The sequence below is a fragment of the Pseudomonas fitomaticsae genome (genome assembly GCF_021018765.1).
GTDB classification, from domain to species: Bacteria; Pseudomonadota; Gammaproteobacteria; order Pseudomonadales; family Pseudomonadaceae; genus Aquipseudomonas; species Aquipseudomonas fitomaticsae.
Window position 1 is genome coordinate 517,310 of the sequence record NZ_CP075567.1, and the last position, 14,330, is coordinate 531,639.

A 14,330-nucleotide genomic window follows, 5' to 3' on the forward strand; every position below is an offset into this window, starting at 1 on the left:
GGTAACGATTCAGACGTTGCCTGACACAAAAGGCCGCGCATTATAACCAGCGTTCTGTCATTCGGGGGCGACGCAGTCTGTAGGCACAAGCCCCGGTTTTCTGGCAGTGAAGGAAAAATCTGCTAACAATGCACACGGTGCGTATAACGGCAGCTACGCCATAATGCGCGCCGAGCTAAAAGGAGCATCCAATGAGCAGCACTGCACAAACTGCTGAAGGCGAAAAAATTCTCATCGTTGACGACGATCCGGGGCTGAGCAGCCTGCTGGAACGCTTTTTCGTCAGCAAGGGCTACCGTGCCCGCGCCGTACCGAATACCGAGCAGATGGATCGTCTGCTGTCGCGTGAAGTGTTCAACCTGGTCGTCCTCGACCTGATGCTGCCGGGCGAAGACGGCCTGACCGCTTGCCGCCGCCTGCGTGGCGCGAACAATCAGATTCCGATCATCATGCTCACCGCCAAGGGCGACGAGCTGAGCCGTATCAAGGGCCTGGAACTGGGCGCCGACGATTACCTGGCCAAGCCGTTCAACCCGGACGAGCTGATGGCTCGCGTCAAAGCCGTGTTGCGCCGTCAGGCCGCACCGGTACCGGGCGCGCCGGGCAGTGAAGAAGAAAACGTCACGTTCGGCGACTACGTGCTGTCCCTGGCCACCCGCGAACTCAAACGCGGCGACGAAGTGCACATGCTCACCACTGGTGAGTTTGCGGTACTCAAGGCCCTGGTGATGAACGCCCGTCAGCCGCTGACCCGCGACAAGCTGATGAACCTGGCCCGTGGCCGTGAGTGGGATGCCCTGGAGCGTTCCATCGACGTGCAGATTTCCCGTCTGCGCCGGATGATCGAACCTGATCCGTCCAAGCCGCGCTACATCCAGACCGTCTGGGGTGTCGGCTACGTGTTCGTGCCGGATGGCAACTCCACCAAGTGATGGGCGATTTGTAGGAGCGGGTCTGCGGGAAACGGTCGGAAACGCCGTCCGCGCAGACTCGCAATCCGCAATATGCGAGCATTGCTCGCTCCTGCAAGTGTGTAGCGGTTATCCATGAAAACCCCCGTCTGGTTCCCCCAAAGTTTTTTCTCCCGCACCCTGTGGCTGGTACTCATCGTCGTATTGTTTTCCAAGGCATTGACCCTGGTTTATCTGTTGATGAACGAGGACGTGCTGGTGGATCGGCAATACAGTCACGGCGTCGCCCTGACGTTGCGTGCCTACTGGGCCGCCGACGAAGAGAACCGCGCAAAAATTGCCGATGCCGCGACCCTGATCCGCGTAGTCGGTGCCGGTGTACCGGAAGGCGAACAGCACTGGCCGTACAGCGAAATCTACCAGCGGCAGATGCAGGCGGAACTGGGCGCCGACACCGAAGTGCGCTTGCGCATGCATTCGCCGCCGGCCTTGTGGGTTCGTGCCCCGAGCCTCGGTGATGGCTGGTTGAAAGTGCCTTTGTACCCGCACCCCTTGCGCGGTCAGAAAATCTGGAACGTGCTCGGCTGGTTCCTGGCGATCGGTCTGCTGTCCACGGCGTCCGCCTGGATTTTCGTCAGTCAGCTCAATCAGCCATTGAAACGCTTGGTCTACGCCGCCCGCCAGCTCGGCCAGGGCCGCAGTGTGCGCCTGCCGATCAGCGACACCCCCAGCGAGATGGCCGAGGTTTATCGCGCCTTCAACCAGATGGCCGAAGACGTCGAGCAAGCCGGTCGCGAGCGTGAGCTGATGCTGGCGGGGGTATCCCATGACCTGCGGACGCCGCTGACCCGTCTGCGGCTGTCACTGGAGCTGATGGGCGACCGCACCGATCTGACTGACGACATGGTGCGCGACATCGAAGACATGGACGCGATCCTCGACCAGTTCCTCGCGTTCATTCGCGATGGTCGGGACGAGTCGGTGGAGGAGGTGGACCTCAGCGATCTGGTGCGTGAAGTGGCGGCGCCCTATAACCAGACTGAAGAGAAAGTGCGCCTGCGCCTGGAACCGATCCAGCCGTTCCCGTTGCGTCGGGTGTCGATGAAACGTCTGCTGAACAACCTGATCGGCAACGCGCTGAATCATGCCGGCGGCAGCGTGGACGTCGCGGCCTATGTGTCCGGTGACACCAGTGCGCCGTACGTGGTGCTGAGCGTGATGGACCGTGGGGCGGGGATCGACCCTTCCGAGCTTGAGGCGATCTTCAACCCCTTCACCCGTGGCGATCGTGCGCGGGGCGGGAAGGGCACCGGGCTGGGGCTGGCGATCGTGAAGCGGATTGCTTCGATGCACGGCGGCAATGTCGAGTTGCGCAACCGGTCCGGTGGCGGGCTGGAAGCACGTGTCCGGTTGCCGCTGGGCTTGATGCTGCCGCGAGACGCGGTTTAACTTTCAGGCGGCCTTGCGGCCGCCAGATTCAAGGCTCAACCCTTGCCTTTGGTGCGGGTCATGTTCGGCCCGCCATTCTTCTCGAGATGCTCGATGATGATCCCCGCCACGTTCTTCCCCGTGGTGGTTTCGATCCCTTCCAGACCTGGTGACGAGTTCACTTCCATCACCAGCGGCCCATGATTGGAACGCAGGATATCCACACCCGCCACCGCAAGGCCCATGACCTTGGCCGCACGCAGCGCGGTCATGCGTTCTTCCGGAGTGATCTTGATCAGGCTGGCGCTGCCGCCCCGGTGCAGGTTGGAGCGGAACTCGCCGGGCTTGGCCTGACGCTTCATCGCCGCGATCACCTTGTCGCCGACCACGAAGCAGCGGATGTCGGCGCCGCCGGCCTCCTTGATGTACTCCTGCACCATGATGTTCTGCTTCAGGCCCATGAACGCCTCGATCACCGACTCTGCCGCCGTCGCGGTTTCACACAACACCACACCAATGCCCTGGGTGCCTTCCAGCACCTTGATCACCAGCGGCGCGCCGTTGACCATGTCGATCAGGTCGGGGATGTCGTCCGGCGAGTGGGCGAACCCGGTCACTGGCAAACCGATGCCCCGGCGTGACAGCAATTGCAGCGAACGCAGCTTGTCCCGCGAGCGGGCGATGGCCACCGATTCGTTGAGCGGAAACACCCCCATCATTTCGAACTGGCGCAACACTGCGCAGCCATAAAACGTCACCGAGGCGCCGATCCGCGGTATCACTGCATCGAAACCCTCCAGCGGCTTGCCACGGTAGTGGATCTGCGGCTTGTGGCTGGCAATGTTCATATAGGCGCGCAAGGTGTCGATCACCACCATTTCATGCCCGCGTTCGGTCCCGGCTTCAACCAGACGGCGGGTGGAATACAGACGCGGGTTCCGCGACAGCACAGCGATCTTCATGCAACACCTGTGGAGGAGGTAGATACCGGGAACACCGGCTTGTCTTGTACATATTTGATGCCCGGATTGACCACCAGCTGGCCGTCGATCAGGGCTTTGGAACCGAGCAACAGGCGATAGCGCATGGACTTGCGGCAGGCGAGGGTGAACTCGATCGGCCAGACCCGGTCACCCAGGGCCAGGGTGGTGCTGATCACGTAGCGCACCTGGGCCTGGCCGTTCGAACTCTTGATGGTCTTGCGGGCGACCAGCGGCGCTTCGCATCGCCGATGGCGCAACTGCACGACGGTGCCCAGGTGCGCGGTAAAGCGCACCCACTTCTCGCCGTCACGTTCGAACGGCTCGATGTCGGTGGCATGCAGGCTGGAGGTGCTGGCGCCGGTGTCGATTTTTGCCCGAAGGCCGGCGACTCCCAGATCCGGAAGCGCCACCCACTCGCGCAGACCGATAACGGTCAAATGGTCAAATGTCTTCAAAAAAATGCTCAGCCGGTGAAAACCGCCTGGCCCGCAACGGGCCCGATTCGCGGTATTCACGCAGAATAATGGTTAAAAGGCGACAGATATTCACGGCCCGGATTGGCGCCCCTTCGGGCATCCCCCGCAAGGCGTGCATTGTAATCCGGGACGGCGTAATTCATGGCACGACAGAAACGGTAGTACAGTTCACCAATATTTCAGAATGAGGAAATTCCATGGCACAAAAAAGCGAAGAGGACGACAAGGTCCGTCTCGACAAGTGGCTGTGGGCCGCGCGTTTTTTCAAGACTCGCGCCTTGGCCAAGGCCGCCATCGAGAGCGGCAAGGTGCATTGTCGGGGAGAGCGCTGCAAGCCTGGCAAAGAGCCACGCATTGGCGATGAGTTCGAGATCCGCACCGGCTTCGACGAGAAGACCGTTGTGGTTCAGGCCCTGTCGATCGTGCGTCGCGGTGCACCTGAGGCGCAGACGCTGTATGCCGAGACCGAGGCGAGTATTGCCAAACGTGAAGCGGCTGCGGCGATGCGCAAGACGGGCGCCCTGGGCGTGAGCACCGATGGCAAACCGAGCAAGAAGCAGCGTCGGGATCTGTTTAAATTTCGTGGGAACAGTAGCGGCGAATAAAAAAACGCAGCCTGCCGGCCTGGGTTCAAGACCCGCCGGCGGCTGCGTTTTTTTTTCAGTAACCGTTGATTACTGCGCGGACACCACACTCATCCGCGAAACCACCGGCAGTTTGCCCAGCAGCCGGAAAACCGGTGCCGTAACCTTCAGCCAGAAGTTCGCCGCGTGATAAGCAAACGGCGTGTAGTAACCCCAGCCCAATGCCCACACCGCCAGCAGCATGCCGCCGATGTAATCGTCCTGGCCCCAATGGGCACCGGCGACCAGGCGCGGCAGCATGAACAGCAGCGCCAGGCCCCAGATCACCACGAACTGGCCGACCGTACGGCTGAACACGCCCATGAACAGCGCCCAGATCAGCAGCACCGAAGCGTGGTCACCGGGGAAGCTCTGGCTCGAGCGGTCCTTGAGTTCCCAAGTTTTCTCCAGATGCGGGAAGTAATCGCTGATATGCACCGCGCCCTCAAGCACCATCGACGGACTGCTGTGTTGCCAGCCCATGTGATCGGAGAACTTGGAAAACAGCGCGCGGATCACCACCATCAGCAGCAGGATCGAAAAAAATCCGAAAAAGGCGCGACGCACGTCAGTCGCCCTGAACACCCAGTCACCCTTGATCAGCAGCATCAGCAGAATCAGGCCGACGACGATGTCGAATGGTCGCAGACTTGCAATTGCCCAGATGTGGAGCCATATGGGGTTGCTGGCCAGTGGTGCGTTGAGTGAGCGGAACAGCCACTCGTCGAAAATCACACACAGCATCTGACCCGTAGGCCATAACCAGAAAGCCAGTAGTGCCAATGGCACGATGTTGCACAGAACCAGCCGGCCGAGGTTCCACCTTGATTGGAACAAACCCGGATTGTTCATAAAATGCCTCCCGTGGCTGAACATCGGCATCAAAAAGGATGCCAGAAGCGCGGAATTTTCATTCTTTGTAACCATTTTGTCATCACATTCAGATACCCAGACCTATGACCGATTTCCTCGATACCGATTACACCCAACGCTTCATCTTCGATGACAGCGACACTCGCGGCGAACTGGTGTCGCTGGAGCGCAGCTATGCCGAAGTGCTCGCCAAGCACCCGTACCCGGAACCGGTTGCGCAATTGCTGGGCGAACTGATGGCGGCCGCGTCGTTGCTGGTGGGCACCCTGAAATTCGATGGCCTGCTGATTCTTCAGGCGCGCTCCGAAGGCCCGATCCCGCTGCTGATGATCGAATGCTCCAGCGAGCGCGAGATCCGTGGCTTGGCGCGCTATCACGCCGAGCAGATTCCGGCCGACGCAACCCTCGGCGACCTGATGCCGAACGGTGTCCTGGCCTTGACCGTCGACCCGATCGCCGGCCAGCGCTACCAGGGCATCGTCGACCTCGACGGCGAAACCCTGTCGGACTGCTTCACCAACTATTTCGTCATGTCCCAACAGGTCGGCACTCGTTTCAAGCTCTGCGCCGATGGCCGTCGCGCCCGTGGTCTGTTATTGCAGCAACTGCCGGCCGATCGCCTGAAAGACGAAGAAGAACGCGCCGCCAGCTGGCAGCACATCACCGCGCTGGGCAACACCCTGACCGCTGATGAACTGTTGAGCCTGGACAACGAAACGGTTCTGCATCGCCTCTACCATGAAGAGCAGGTTCGTCTGTTCGATGTACAGAAACTGCGCTTCCACTGCAGCTGCTCCCGCGAGCGTTCGGGCAATGCACTGGTCAGCCTGGGTCTGGAAGATGCGCAGGCACTCGTGGCCGAGCAAGGTGGAAAAGTCGAGATCGATTGCCAGTTCTGCAACCAGCGCTACCTGTTCGATGCGGCAGATATCGCTCAATTGTTCGCTGGCGCGGGCGTCGAGACGCCGTCAGATACCCGGCACTAAAACGGTTCAGCGCAGGTAAATTCACTGCTCAACGACGGAATATCGCCGTTACGACGGGAGGACCCTACTCTTTTTGGGCTTTTCTGGCATAATCCGGCCCACTTTTTTCGCGGTAGTAGTGCACGACTTTCTACTACAAAACGTTTGGAGCACACTCGGCCACTGGCCGACGGGGAACCTCATGACGCAAGCCAATAACGCCGTGTACACCGATCTGAGTGTTGATGATCTGGTAAAAGAAGCCCTGAACCGCGGTGAAGGCGAGCTTGCCGATACCGGCGCTCTGGTTGTTCGCACCGGTCACCGCACCGGCCGCTCGCCAGTCGACCGTTTCATCGTTGAAGAGCCTTCCACCCAGGCTGCCATTGCCTGGGGCCCGATCAACCGCAAGTTCCCGGCCGACAAGTTCGACGCGCTGTGGGCTCGTGTTGAAGCATTCAACAACGCGCAAGAGCATTTCGTTTCCCACGTGCATGTAGGCGCGGCCGAAGATCACTACCTGGCCGTGAAGATGACCACCCAGACTGCCTGGCAGAACCTGTTCGGTCGTTGCCTGTTCATCAACCCGGCTCAGTACAACCCGGCCGGTCGCGAAGAGTGGCAAGTGCTGAACGTCGCCAACTTCGAGTGCGTACCTGAGCGTGACGGCACCAACTCCGACGGTTGCGTGATCATCAACTTCGCCCAGAAGAAAGTGCTGATCGCCGGCATGCGTTACGCCGGTGAAATGAAGAAAGCCATGTTCTCCGTGCAGAACTTCCTGCTGCCGGCCGCTGACGTGCTGCCAATGCACTGCGCTGCCAACATCGGCGAAGAAGGCGACGTGACCCTGTTCTTCGGTCTGTCGGGCACCGGCAAGACCACCCTGTCCGCCGACGAAAGCCGTTACCTGATCGGTGACGACGAACACGGCTGGGGCGAAGGCGTTGTCTTCAACATCGAAGGCGGCTGCTATGCCAAGTGCATCGACTTGTCCGAGAAGAACGAGCCGGTCATCTGGAAAGCCATCAAGCACGGCGCCGTGCTGGAAAACGTCGTGATCGACGACGCCAAGCACGCCGACTACGCCGATGTCAGCCTGACCCAGAACAGCCGCGCGGCCTACCCGCTGGAGCACGTTGCCAAGCGTTCCGAGAAGAACCTGGGCGGCGAGCCGAACGCTGTGATCTTCCTGACCTGCGACCTGACCGGCGTCCTGCCGCCAGTGTCGATCCTCAACGAAGAGCAAGCGGCCTACCACTTCCTGTCCGGCTACACCGCACTGGTGGGCTCTACTGAAATGGGTTCGGGCAGCGGCATCAAGTCGACCTTCTCCACCTGCTTCGGCGCACCGTTCTTCCCGCGTCCGGCCGGCGAATACGCTGAACTGCTGATCAAGCGCATCCGCGGCTTCGGCTCCAAGGTCTACCTGGTCAACACCGGCTGGACCGGCGGCGGCTACGGCGTCGGCAAACGCTTCAACATCCCGACCACCCGCGCGGTGATCGCAGCGATCCAGAGCGGCGCGCTGATCGGTGCAGCCACCGAGCACCTGGACACCATCAACCTGGACGTGCCACTGGCCGTACCGGGCGTCGAAACCAACCTGCTCAACCCACGCAACACCTGGGCTGACAAGGCTGCATACGACGAAGCTGCCAAAGCACTGGCCGGTCTGTTCATCGAGAACTTCAAGAAGTTCGAAGTGAGCGACGCGATCAAGGCTGCCGGGCCTAAGTTGTAAGACTTAGTTCTGGTGAATGAAAAAGCCGCCTCTTGAGGGCGGCTTTTTTGTGGGCGTTCATTTTCTCAATGGGCCAATGCATTCAAAACATGAACCGGGTCGTTATGAATGGCCTTGAGCAAAGCTTTTGCCGGCCCGGTAGGCTCGCGACGACCCTGTTCCCAATTTCGTAGAGTGCCGAGTTGGACGTCGATCAGAGCCGCAAATTTGGTCTGGGTCAAACCGGTAGCTTTACGAATTTCTTTGACCTGCAATGCATCAACGTGGAATTCGCGAGAAGGTGTGCGCTCGCCTCGTACGATCTCGTCCATCTCTTGCACACTTTCCATCAGCTCATCAAAAAATTTGCTCATGGTCATCTCCATTTTTCGATCAAGACCTTGAGTGCTTTACGCTCATCGCTGGACAGATCGTGTTGTTCATTTTTAGGGTAGATCATCAATAACCCGATTTGTGATGCCGAAACGAAGTGGTAGTAGATAACCCGTGCTCCGCCTCGCTTGCCGTGTCCTTTCGCTGCGATTCGGGTTTTTCGGATCCCGCCTGTGCCTTCAATTACATCGCCAATCGAAGGACTTACAACCAGTTGCTTCTGAAAAGCGGCGTAAGTGTCATCGTCCAGCAGCTCTTTTACTCGACGGGTGAAGATCCGAGTCTCAATAAAAATCATCGCAAATGTACGCCATTGGCTTACCTTCCAGCAATGCTGAACGGATTTGAGTAGATGACTGGTAGGTGATCGTTCCCATGTCGAACATGGGAACGATCTGATCACTCAACCTCAGACTGGAGCTTTCCAGTTGAGCATTCGTTGCTGGGCGACCTGCAACAGGTCAAAGCCGTCTTTGGTCAGCAGATAAAGGGCGTGGGTGATGTGGGGAATGTCTTCTACATCGGCGTGTTTGAAGCAGAGGCAGTAGAGGGTTTGCAGCAGGTCGCTTGAGGCGCGCAGGCGCTGGACGGCGCATTCGAGAATGTCTTGCGGATTGGTATCGGTGTCGATGACCAATGGCTTGGTGTCGGTGAGGTTGCTATCAAGTGGGCGGTAGCGATCGTTGGGGAATTGGTTCCATAATTTCATTGGTTAGACTCTCTCAAGTATCCGAAGAACCGCCAACATCATGACCAAACGATAGGAGGCGGACTGTGTTCGGGTTGGTCAACCAGAGAGAGAGAACTCCAGGCACGCCGAAGCGTCCCAAACACAGCCGCCATAAAGCGTGCCGCATGAATCAGGCGGCAAGCATACAAGGGCATGCGAAGTTTCTCTCTCATTTTCAGGTGACCAAACCCGAGTCGCTGATTTGGCAGCGACAGTCACGACTATAGATTTGAGCTAACAAACGGCGATAGCCGATAAGGCATCACTCCATGTAGGACGTGGACGAAGATTCAATAGGGTCGTTCCTACGGATTCTTGCGGTTTCTCAACAGTTCACGTTTCGCTGCCATCAAGCGTCTCGACTCTTCATCGGGGATGCTTGGCCGGGGATCATCGATGCTTTTCTGAACTTGCCGAGTAACCCACTCTTTGTAGGTCTCCTCGTCGCAGTGAGGTTCAATTCCGTCAGTGGATCTATCCATCCTTCAATTCTCCCGTGATTGTGTGGACGTCTGTTGCCAGTCCCGCCTCAACGAATCGCCCGATACGCCTCAACATCCAGCACACTCGTGGTCAGCCCGGTCGCCGGGGTGTAGATCGTGCCTTTCACCGTCGAGAACGGGACGCCCTTGCTGCCCAGCGACACGTAACGTTCGCCTTGGTCCAGTTCGGTGAACCAGGTGTAGGAGCACTTCTCCATGGCCTTGTATTTCGCTGCCGCGTTGACGATGGCAGCGGTGTGGTTTCGAAGGTCGGCGTCAGTAAGGTTGAGGTTCTTGTCGAGCACGGTGCCCCAGCGTTTCAGGCAGACCTCGGCAAAGTGACGGACGATGAGGCCGGGTTCGGTCAGCACTTTTGGACCACTGTTGCCATCGGCGGAGGCGTTGCCGACCAGGGTGGCGTGACGGCCGGGCATGGGGAAGATGCTGGTCTTGGTGCCGGTCGCGGTTTGCGGGATGACGCAGCTGAAACCCTTGGAGCGTTCGTCCCGTGCATAGAAACCCACGTACTCTTTAACGTTGTAATTGAGCTTCACCCGGTGTTCCTGAAAGTTACCGATACCGGGCACGGGATCAATGGCGAAGATATTTACCGGAATGTTTTTCAATGCGCTGTCGTTGAACATGGCATTGGCCAGCATGTGACAACTGATACCGCCGCGGCTCCAGCCCACCAGATTGACTTTTGTTGGAATAACTCCGTCCTTGCGGAAGGTTTTAATAATTTGTTCCTGTAACTTCTGTTGCGTGACGCTGCGATCGCCATAGTTGTATTTGCGCCACAGCCAGGAGCCCTCGACTTTTACATCTTCAATCGGAATGCCAGCAGCCTTGAGGCGGTTGTATTCCGCCTCGGTCAGTTGCTTGCGCTGCCAGTCGCACTTGCCCTTGATGATGTTCATCGCGTGCTGGACGTTTTCCTCCCAGCCCTTGCCGAACAAGGTCCCGCTGAGGCCGTAGTCCTTGGATCGGGTGAACAGTTCATCGGCTTGCAGGTTGCTGGTGCCGGGCCCATCGACCACGATCCATTCGGCGAACTCGCGACCTGAGTGATGAGAGGCAAGTGTGGAGACCAATTCACCATCCCAATAGTTTTCGTGGGCGCTATCAAACTTTGTCGAACCTGTACCGCAAAAGAAAATAGTCAGCGTAGTCATGTTATTGCTCTTGGTTGATGTAAGAGCAAGCAGGCTAGTTCCAATCTTTGTTGTAATGGAAGTGGTGGGTTGTTGCGAACTTTGTAAGTTGGTCCGCCGGCTTTAACTGTTTATCTGTTGTCTGGCAACTTCCAGCAAGTCGCAACCGTCCTGCGTCAATAAATAAAGCGCGTTGACGATATTAGGGATGTCTTTCACGTCGGCCTGTTTGAAACACAGGCAGTAAAGAGTTTCCAGCAGATCGCTGGCGGCGCGTAGCCGAAGATCGGCGGCATTGAGCAAATCACCCGGTGCTGCTGCGGTGTCGATGACCATTGCCGGGTTGTCACCGTCGCAGGTCTTGAGAGGGCGAAAACGAGTATTCAGCGGTGTGAACATGTTCATGATTGAGGCGTGTCCTTTACGAAGTCGCTTCGGCGGGCCGACACAGTGTTTTCAGTCGCGCCGGCCACTATAGAAGGGCGCTGTCGAGTGGGACAAGACCGCCACAATGGACAGAATTCGTAGGGGTTTTTCCGGGGTTCGGGTATTTGCCCTACGCGTTTTTGTGTCTTTTTCACCGCCAAACCCTGAGGGACAAAATTTCCCACGTGTTTGTCGGGCGATTCCCGTTAAACCTCTGTATGGTGCGCGCCAGAATCCGTAGGGCGTTTCCAGGCGTCCGACACAGACTTAAAGGGAATTAGGTATGCAGTGGCTACGAATGGCCTCGATCGTTTTGCTGTGGGCCAGTGGTTGTCGTTTGGCGGTTGCCTCCGAAGCGGGCAACGGACTGATGCTCACGCAGGTGGAGCGCACTGGCTGGCCGGAAGCACTCACCACTCAGGCCAACATCGACACCGCATCCCGCGCCGAAGTATTGATGTTCGGCAAGGCGCTTCTTGCCAGCGAAACCCTGGACGAATCCGGACTAAAGCAACGCTTGGGTGTGCCGTATGTACAGCTCAAGTCGATCCGCCAGGTGCGTGACGGTCTGTGGGATCGTTTGCTCACCACCTACCGCAACGCCAGCCAGAACTGCGATGAGCAAGCGTTCTGCCCACGGGTGCGCAGTGTCGCCGACCTGCGTCAGTTGGCGGCGGCATTCACCGGTGATATCAGCCCGGCCCATGCACTGTGGGCCAGCAAAAGCCAGGGCGTGCATGAGCAGGTGTTGAACGAGCAATTGCGAGTGGCGGTGTTGCAGCCGTAGAGCCTGCTAGGCGGCTGGCGTGTGGTCTGCTGTCACCGCGCTGGCGAGTGGTGGAAGCTCGCCGGGAAAGGGCATGCACCCGCCCAGCAACAGGCTCTGGATAAGAAGGGCGAAGAGCAGTTTCATACGGTTCGACATGTTCATTCCTTGGTGAGTCTCCGGGGGTATCGGCCGTCCTGGCGCGATGAATGTCGGACGTTACTCTCGCCACAGCGATCCAGGCGAGGAACAAAGTGTTTCGTTTGTTTCAGACCGTGGCTCGGCATCTCAAGCTGTATCATCCCGTATCGATTTGCCCCCCGACCTTTTCTCGACTCGCTGCGATCGCCCGCTAGGCTGTTGGCATCACAGCGGTCAACGGAGTGACAGCGAATGCACAACACCCTGGAACAGGTTTTCGGTTATCCACAGTTTCGACCCGGTCAGGAAGCGGCAATCAGCGCCGTGCTTGCCGGGCGCTCGGCTGCTGCGATATTTCCCACCGGCTCCGGAAAATCCCTTTGTTACCAGGTGCCGGCACTCCTGCTGCCACACCTGACGCTGGTGGTCTCGCCGCTGCTGGCGCTGATGCAGGATCAACTCGAGTTCTTGCGACGACACGGGATTTCGGCAGGCAGCATCGATTCGGCGCAGAGCCGCGAGGATGCCAATGATGTGATGGCCCGCGCCCGTTCGGGCGAACTGAAGATCCTGATGATTTCCGTGGAGCGCTTGAAGAACGAGCGCTTTCGCAACTTTTTGCAGCAGGTGCCGATCTCGCTGCTGGTGGTGGACGAGGCGCACTGCATCTCCGAGTGGGGCCACAACTTTCGCCCCGACTACCTCAAGCTGCCGGACTACCAGCGCCAGTTCAACATCCCGCAAAGCTTGCTTCTGACCGCCACGGCAACGCCGAAGGTCATCGCCGACATGCAGGCGAAATTCGCCATCGCGGCAGAAGATGTGGTGACCACCGGTTTCTATCGGCCCAACCTCAATCTGCTGGTCGAGCCGGTGCGAGGGCAGGACAAGCGCCGACGGCTGGTGGAGTGGATGAGCGAGCGCGCCGGTCAGCCGAGCATCGTCTACGTCACTCTGCAGAAAACCGCCGAGCACATCGCCGAACACCTTGAGCGCAATGGCATTCAGGCCGAGGCTTATCACGCCGGTTTGCCCCATGAGCAACGGGTCGCGATCCAGAAGCGTTTCATGGGCGGGCAGTCCAATTGCATCGTCGCCACCATCGCCTTCGGCATGGGCATCGACAAGAGCGACATTCGCAATGTGGTGCATTTCGACCTGCCCAAATCCATCGAAAACTACAGCCAGGAAATCGGTCGCGCCGGGCGTGACGGGCAGCCGTCCGACTGCCTGGTGCTGGCCAACCGCGACAGCCTCAACGTGCTGGAAAACTTCGTGTATGGCGACACGCCGGAACAGGACGGCATTCGTCACGTGCTCGACGAGTTGCAGGCCGCCGCGCCCGAAGGCCAATGGGAATTTCTGCTCGGGCCGCTGGCGGACCAGAGCAACATTCGTTCGTTGCCTTTGAAGACGTTGCTGGTGCAGCTGGAGCTGCGAGGGCTCATTGCCCCGCGCTACGCGTACTACGCCGAATACCGTTTCAAATACTTGCTGGAGCCCGAGGCGTTGCTTGAGCGTTTCGAGGGCGAGCGAAAGGATTTCGTTACCGCGATCATCCAGACCTCAAGCCGCGCGCGCACTTGGGCCACGGTGAATTTCGAGGCGATGTACGAGCAGTATTCCGCCGAGCGCATTCGGGTGGTGAAGGCGCTGGATTACTTTCAGGAAAAGGGCTGGGTCGAGCTTGAGAGCAAGCAAATGACCGAGGTCTACAACGTCCTGCGCGGCGATTTCGACACCCAGGCCCTGAGTGCTGAACTGCATGAGTATTTCACCCGCCATGAGCAAACCGAAGTGGCGCGGATTCACGCCATGCTCGAGCTGTTCGCCACCGAGCGATGCCTCGGATATCGGCTGGCCGAATATTTCGGCGATCACAATGCGCCGCAGCAGTGCGGACATTGCTCGGTGTGTCACGGGCAAGTCGCGCGGCTGCCGGCACCTCCGGAATTGCCGGCGCTTGTGGATAAAAATTTTTCTGCGTTGTGTGGCGATTTTATCCACAGGCATCAGCAGCATGCCGGCAGTGCTCCGTCGGCGGAGCGATTGACCCGGTTTCTGTGCGGAATCAGCGTGCCGTTGTTTACCAGGCTCAAGGCCCGGGCCATTTCCGGGTTTGCGGCGCTGGAGGAGTATCCCTACGCCGAGGTTCGGGCCTGGGCTCAGGCGCATCTTTGAGGTTTCGAATCCATCTGCTGAATGTCGATCATCACGGCAATGAACTTCAAAAATGCCCGGTGGCTGACTATGGTG

At 58.7% G+C, this 14,330-nt stretch carries 16 protein-coding genes; 7 read left to right on the top strand and 9 right to left on the bottom strand.

Features of this window, described 5'->3' with window-relative positions:
* Nucleotides 1–191 precede the first annotated feature (191 nt).
* Together ompR and KJY40_RS02285 are read left to right on the top strand one after the other, a co-directional pair.
* Complete coding sequence (gene ompR, locus KJY40_RS02280) at nucleotides 192–932, top strand: osmolarity response regulator transcription factor OmpR (RefSeq protein WP_007952694.1); 741 nt, start codon at nucleotides 192–194, stop codon at nucleotides 930–932.
* Between the two features lie 114 nt (nucleotides 933–1,046).
* Nucleotides 1,047–2,360 (top strand): ATP-binding protein, encoded by a 1,314-nt coding sequence (locus tag KJY40_RS02285; protein ID WP_007952691.1) that lies wholly within the window; start codon nucleotides 1,047–1,049, stop codon nucleotides 2,358–2,360.
* A gap of 35 nt (nucleotides 2,361–2,395) precedes the next feature.
* Here the strand turns inward: KJY40_RS02285 and rimK are convergent, their stop codons facing one another.
* Nucleotides 2,396–3,301, bottom strand: a complete 906-nt coding sequence (rimK, locus tag KJY40_RS02290) for a 30S ribosomal protein S6--L-glutamate ligase (protein WP_007949201.1) — start codon at nucleotides 3,299–3,301, stop codon at nucleotides 2,396–2,398.
* On the bottom strand, nucleotides 3,298–3,777 hold the full coding sequence (gene rimB, locus KJY40_RS02295; protein ID WP_011331964.1) for a retropepsin-like aspartic endopeptidase RimB: 480 nt from the start codon (nucleotides 3,775–3,777) through the stop codon (nucleotides 3,298–3,300). Before rimB ends, rimK begins: the two co-directional genes overlap by 4 nt.
* A gap of 218 nt (nucleotides 3,778–3,995) precedes the next feature.
* On the opposite strand from rimB, the gene KJY40_RS02300 reads away from it, so the two are divergent.
* Nucleotides 3,996–4,403, top strand: coding sequence for an RNA-binding S4 domain-containing protein (locus KJY40_RS02300; RefSeq protein ID WP_230734732.1), 408 nt, complete (start codon nucleotides 3,996–3,998; stop codon nucleotides 4,401–4,403).
* Nucleotides 4,404–4,472: 69 nt separating this feature from the next.
* Here the strand turns inward: KJY40_RS02300 and KJY40_RS02305 are convergent, their stop codons facing one another.
* Nucleotides 4,473–5,273 (bottom strand): phosphatase PAP2 family protein, encoded by an 801-nt coding sequence (locus KJY40_RS02305; protein ID WP_230734734.1) that lies wholly within the window; start codon nucleotides 5,271–5,273, stop codon nucleotides 4,473–4,475.
* 104 nt (nucleotides 5,274–5,377) lie between these two features.
* On the opposite strand from KJY40_RS02305, the gene hslO reads away from it, so the two are divergent.
* Together hslO and KJY40_RS02315 are read left to right on the top strand one after the other, a co-directional pair.
* Entirely contained in the window at nucleotides 5,378–6,280 is a 903-nt protein-coding gene (gene hslO / locus KJY40_RS02310) for an Hsp33 family molecular chaperone HslO (protein WP_085608616.1), read from the top strand.
* Nucleotides 6,281–6,461: 181 nt separating this feature from the next.
* A complete protein-coding gene (locus KJY40_RS02315) occupies nucleotides 6,462–8,003 on the top strand; it encodes a phosphoenolpyruvate carboxykinase (protein ID WP_007952682.1) in 1,542 nt (513 codons plus the stop codon).
* 65 nt (nucleotides 8,004–8,068) lie between these two features.
* Here the strand turns inward: KJY40_RS02315 and nadS are convergent, their stop codons facing one another.
* From nadS to KJY40_RS02340, 6 genes are all read right to left on the bottom strand, one after another.
* Complete coding sequence (gene nadS / locus KJY40_RS02320) at nucleotides 8,069–8,356, bottom strand: NadS family protein (RefSeq protein ID WP_098966690.1); 288 nt, start codon at nucleotides 8,354–8,356, stop codon at nucleotides 8,069–8,071.
* A gap of 2 nt (nucleotides 8,357–8,358) precedes the next feature.
* Nucleotides 8,359–8,673, bottom strand: coding sequence for a type II toxin-antitoxin system RelE/ParE family toxin (locus KJY40_RS02325; RefSeq protein WP_011331970.1), 315 nt, complete (start codon nucleotides 8,671–8,673; stop codon nucleotides 8,359–8,361).
* Nucleotides 8,674–8,784: 111 nt separating this feature from the next.
* Complete coding sequence (locus KJY40_RS02330; protein ID WP_230734736.1) at nucleotides 8,785–9,084, bottom strand: hypothetical protein; 300 nt, start codon at nucleotides 9,082–9,084, stop codon at nucleotides 8,785–8,787.
* 326 nt (nucleotides 9,085–9,410) lie between these two features.
* A complete protein-coding gene (locus KJY40_RS29670; RefSeq protein ID WP_407681982.1) occupies nucleotides 9,411–9,587 on the bottom strand; it encodes an antitoxin PaaA2 family protein in 177 nt (58 codons plus the stop codon).
* Between the two features lie 47 nt (nucleotides 9,588–9,634).
* A complete protein-coding gene (locus KJY40_RS02335) occupies nucleotides 9,635–10,762 on the bottom strand; it encodes a hypothetical protein (protein WP_230734738.1) in 1,128 nt (375 codons plus the stop codon).
* Between the two features lie 102 nt (nucleotides 10,763–10,864).
* Nucleotides 10,865–11,146, bottom strand: coding sequence for a hypothetical protein (locus KJY40_RS02340; RefSeq protein ID WP_230734739.1), 282 nt, complete (start codon nucleotides 11,144–11,146; stop codon nucleotides 10,865–10,867).
* A 304-nt stretch (nucleotides 11,147–11,450) separates the two neighbouring features.
* Here KJY40_RS02340 and KJY40_RS02345 point away from each other — a divergent pair, with 304 nt between their 5' ends.
* Together KJY40_RS02345 and KJY40_RS02350 are read left to right on the top strand one after the other, a co-directional pair.
* Nucleotides 11,451–11,954, top strand: a complete 504-nt coding sequence (locus KJY40_RS02345; RefSeq protein ID WP_230734741.1) for a polysaccharide deacetylase — start codon at nucleotides 11,451–11,453, stop codon at nucleotides 11,952–11,954.
* 372 nt (nucleotides 11,955–12,326) lie between these two features.
* Entirely contained in the window at nucleotides 12,327–14,255 is a 1,929-nt protein-coding gene (locus tag KJY40_RS02350) for a RecQ family ATP-dependent DNA helicase (RefSeq protein ID WP_230734743.1), read from the top strand.
* The last annotated feature ends 75 nt before the right edge of the window (nucleotides 14,256–14,330 follow it).

Coding starts and splice junctions, on each gene's coding strand:
- ompR (WP_007952694.1), top strand. CDS start 192: ATGAGCAGCACTGCACAAACTGCTGAAGGCGAAAAAATTCTCATCGTT.
- KJY40_RS02285 (WP_007952691.1), top strand. CDS start 1,047: ATGAAAACCCCCGTCTGGTTCCCCCAAAGTTTTTTCTCCCGCACCCTG.
- rimK (WP_007949201.1), bottom strand. CDS start 3,301: ATGAAGATCGCTGTGCTGTCGCGGAACCCGCGTCTGTATTCCACCCGC.
- KJY40_RS02300 (WP_230734732.1), top strand. CDS start 3,996: ATGGCACAAAAAAGCGAAGAGGACGACAAGGTCCGTCTCGACAAGTGG.
- KJY40_RS02305 (WP_230734734.1), bottom strand. CDS start 5,273: ATGAACAATCCGGGTTTGTTCCAATCAAGGTGGAACCTCGGCCGGCTG.
- hslO (WP_085608616.1), top strand. CDS start 5,378: ATGACCGATTTCCTCGATACCGATTACACCCAACGCTTCATCTTCGAT.
- KJY40_RS02315 (WP_007952682.1), top strand. CDS start 6,462: ATGACGCAAGCCAATAACGCCGTGTACACCGATCTGAGTGTTGATGAT.
- nadS (WP_098966690.1), bottom strand. CDS start 8,356: ATGAGCAAATTTTTTGATGAGCTGATGGAAAGTGTGCAAGAGATGGAC.
- KJY40_RS02325 (WP_011331970.1), bottom strand. CDS start 8,673: ATGATTTTTATTGAGACTCGGATCTTCACCCGTCGAGTAAAAGAGCTG.
- KJY40_RS02330 (WP_230734736.1), bottom strand. CDS start 9,084: ATGAAATTATGGAACCAATTCCCCAACGATCGCTACCGCCCACTTGAT.
- KJY40_RS29670 (WP_407681982.1), bottom strand. CDS start 9,587: ATGGATAGATCCACTGACGGAATTGAACCTCACTGCGACGAGGAGACC.
- KJY40_RS02335 (WP_230734738.1), bottom strand. CDS start 10,762: ATGACTACGCTGACTATTTTCTTTTGCGGTACAGGTTCGACAAAGTTT.
- KJY40_RS02340 (WP_230734739.1), bottom strand. CDS start 11,146: ATGAACATGTTCACACCGCTGAATACTCGTTTTCGCCCTCTCAAGACC.
- KJY40_RS02345 (WP_230734741.1), top strand. CDS start 11,451: ATGCAGTGGCTACGAATGGCCTCGATCGTTTTGCTGTGGGCCAGTGGT.
- KJY40_RS02350 (WP_230734743.1), top strand. CDS start 12,327: ATGCACAACACCCTGGAACAGGTTTTCGGTTATCCACAGTTTCGACCC.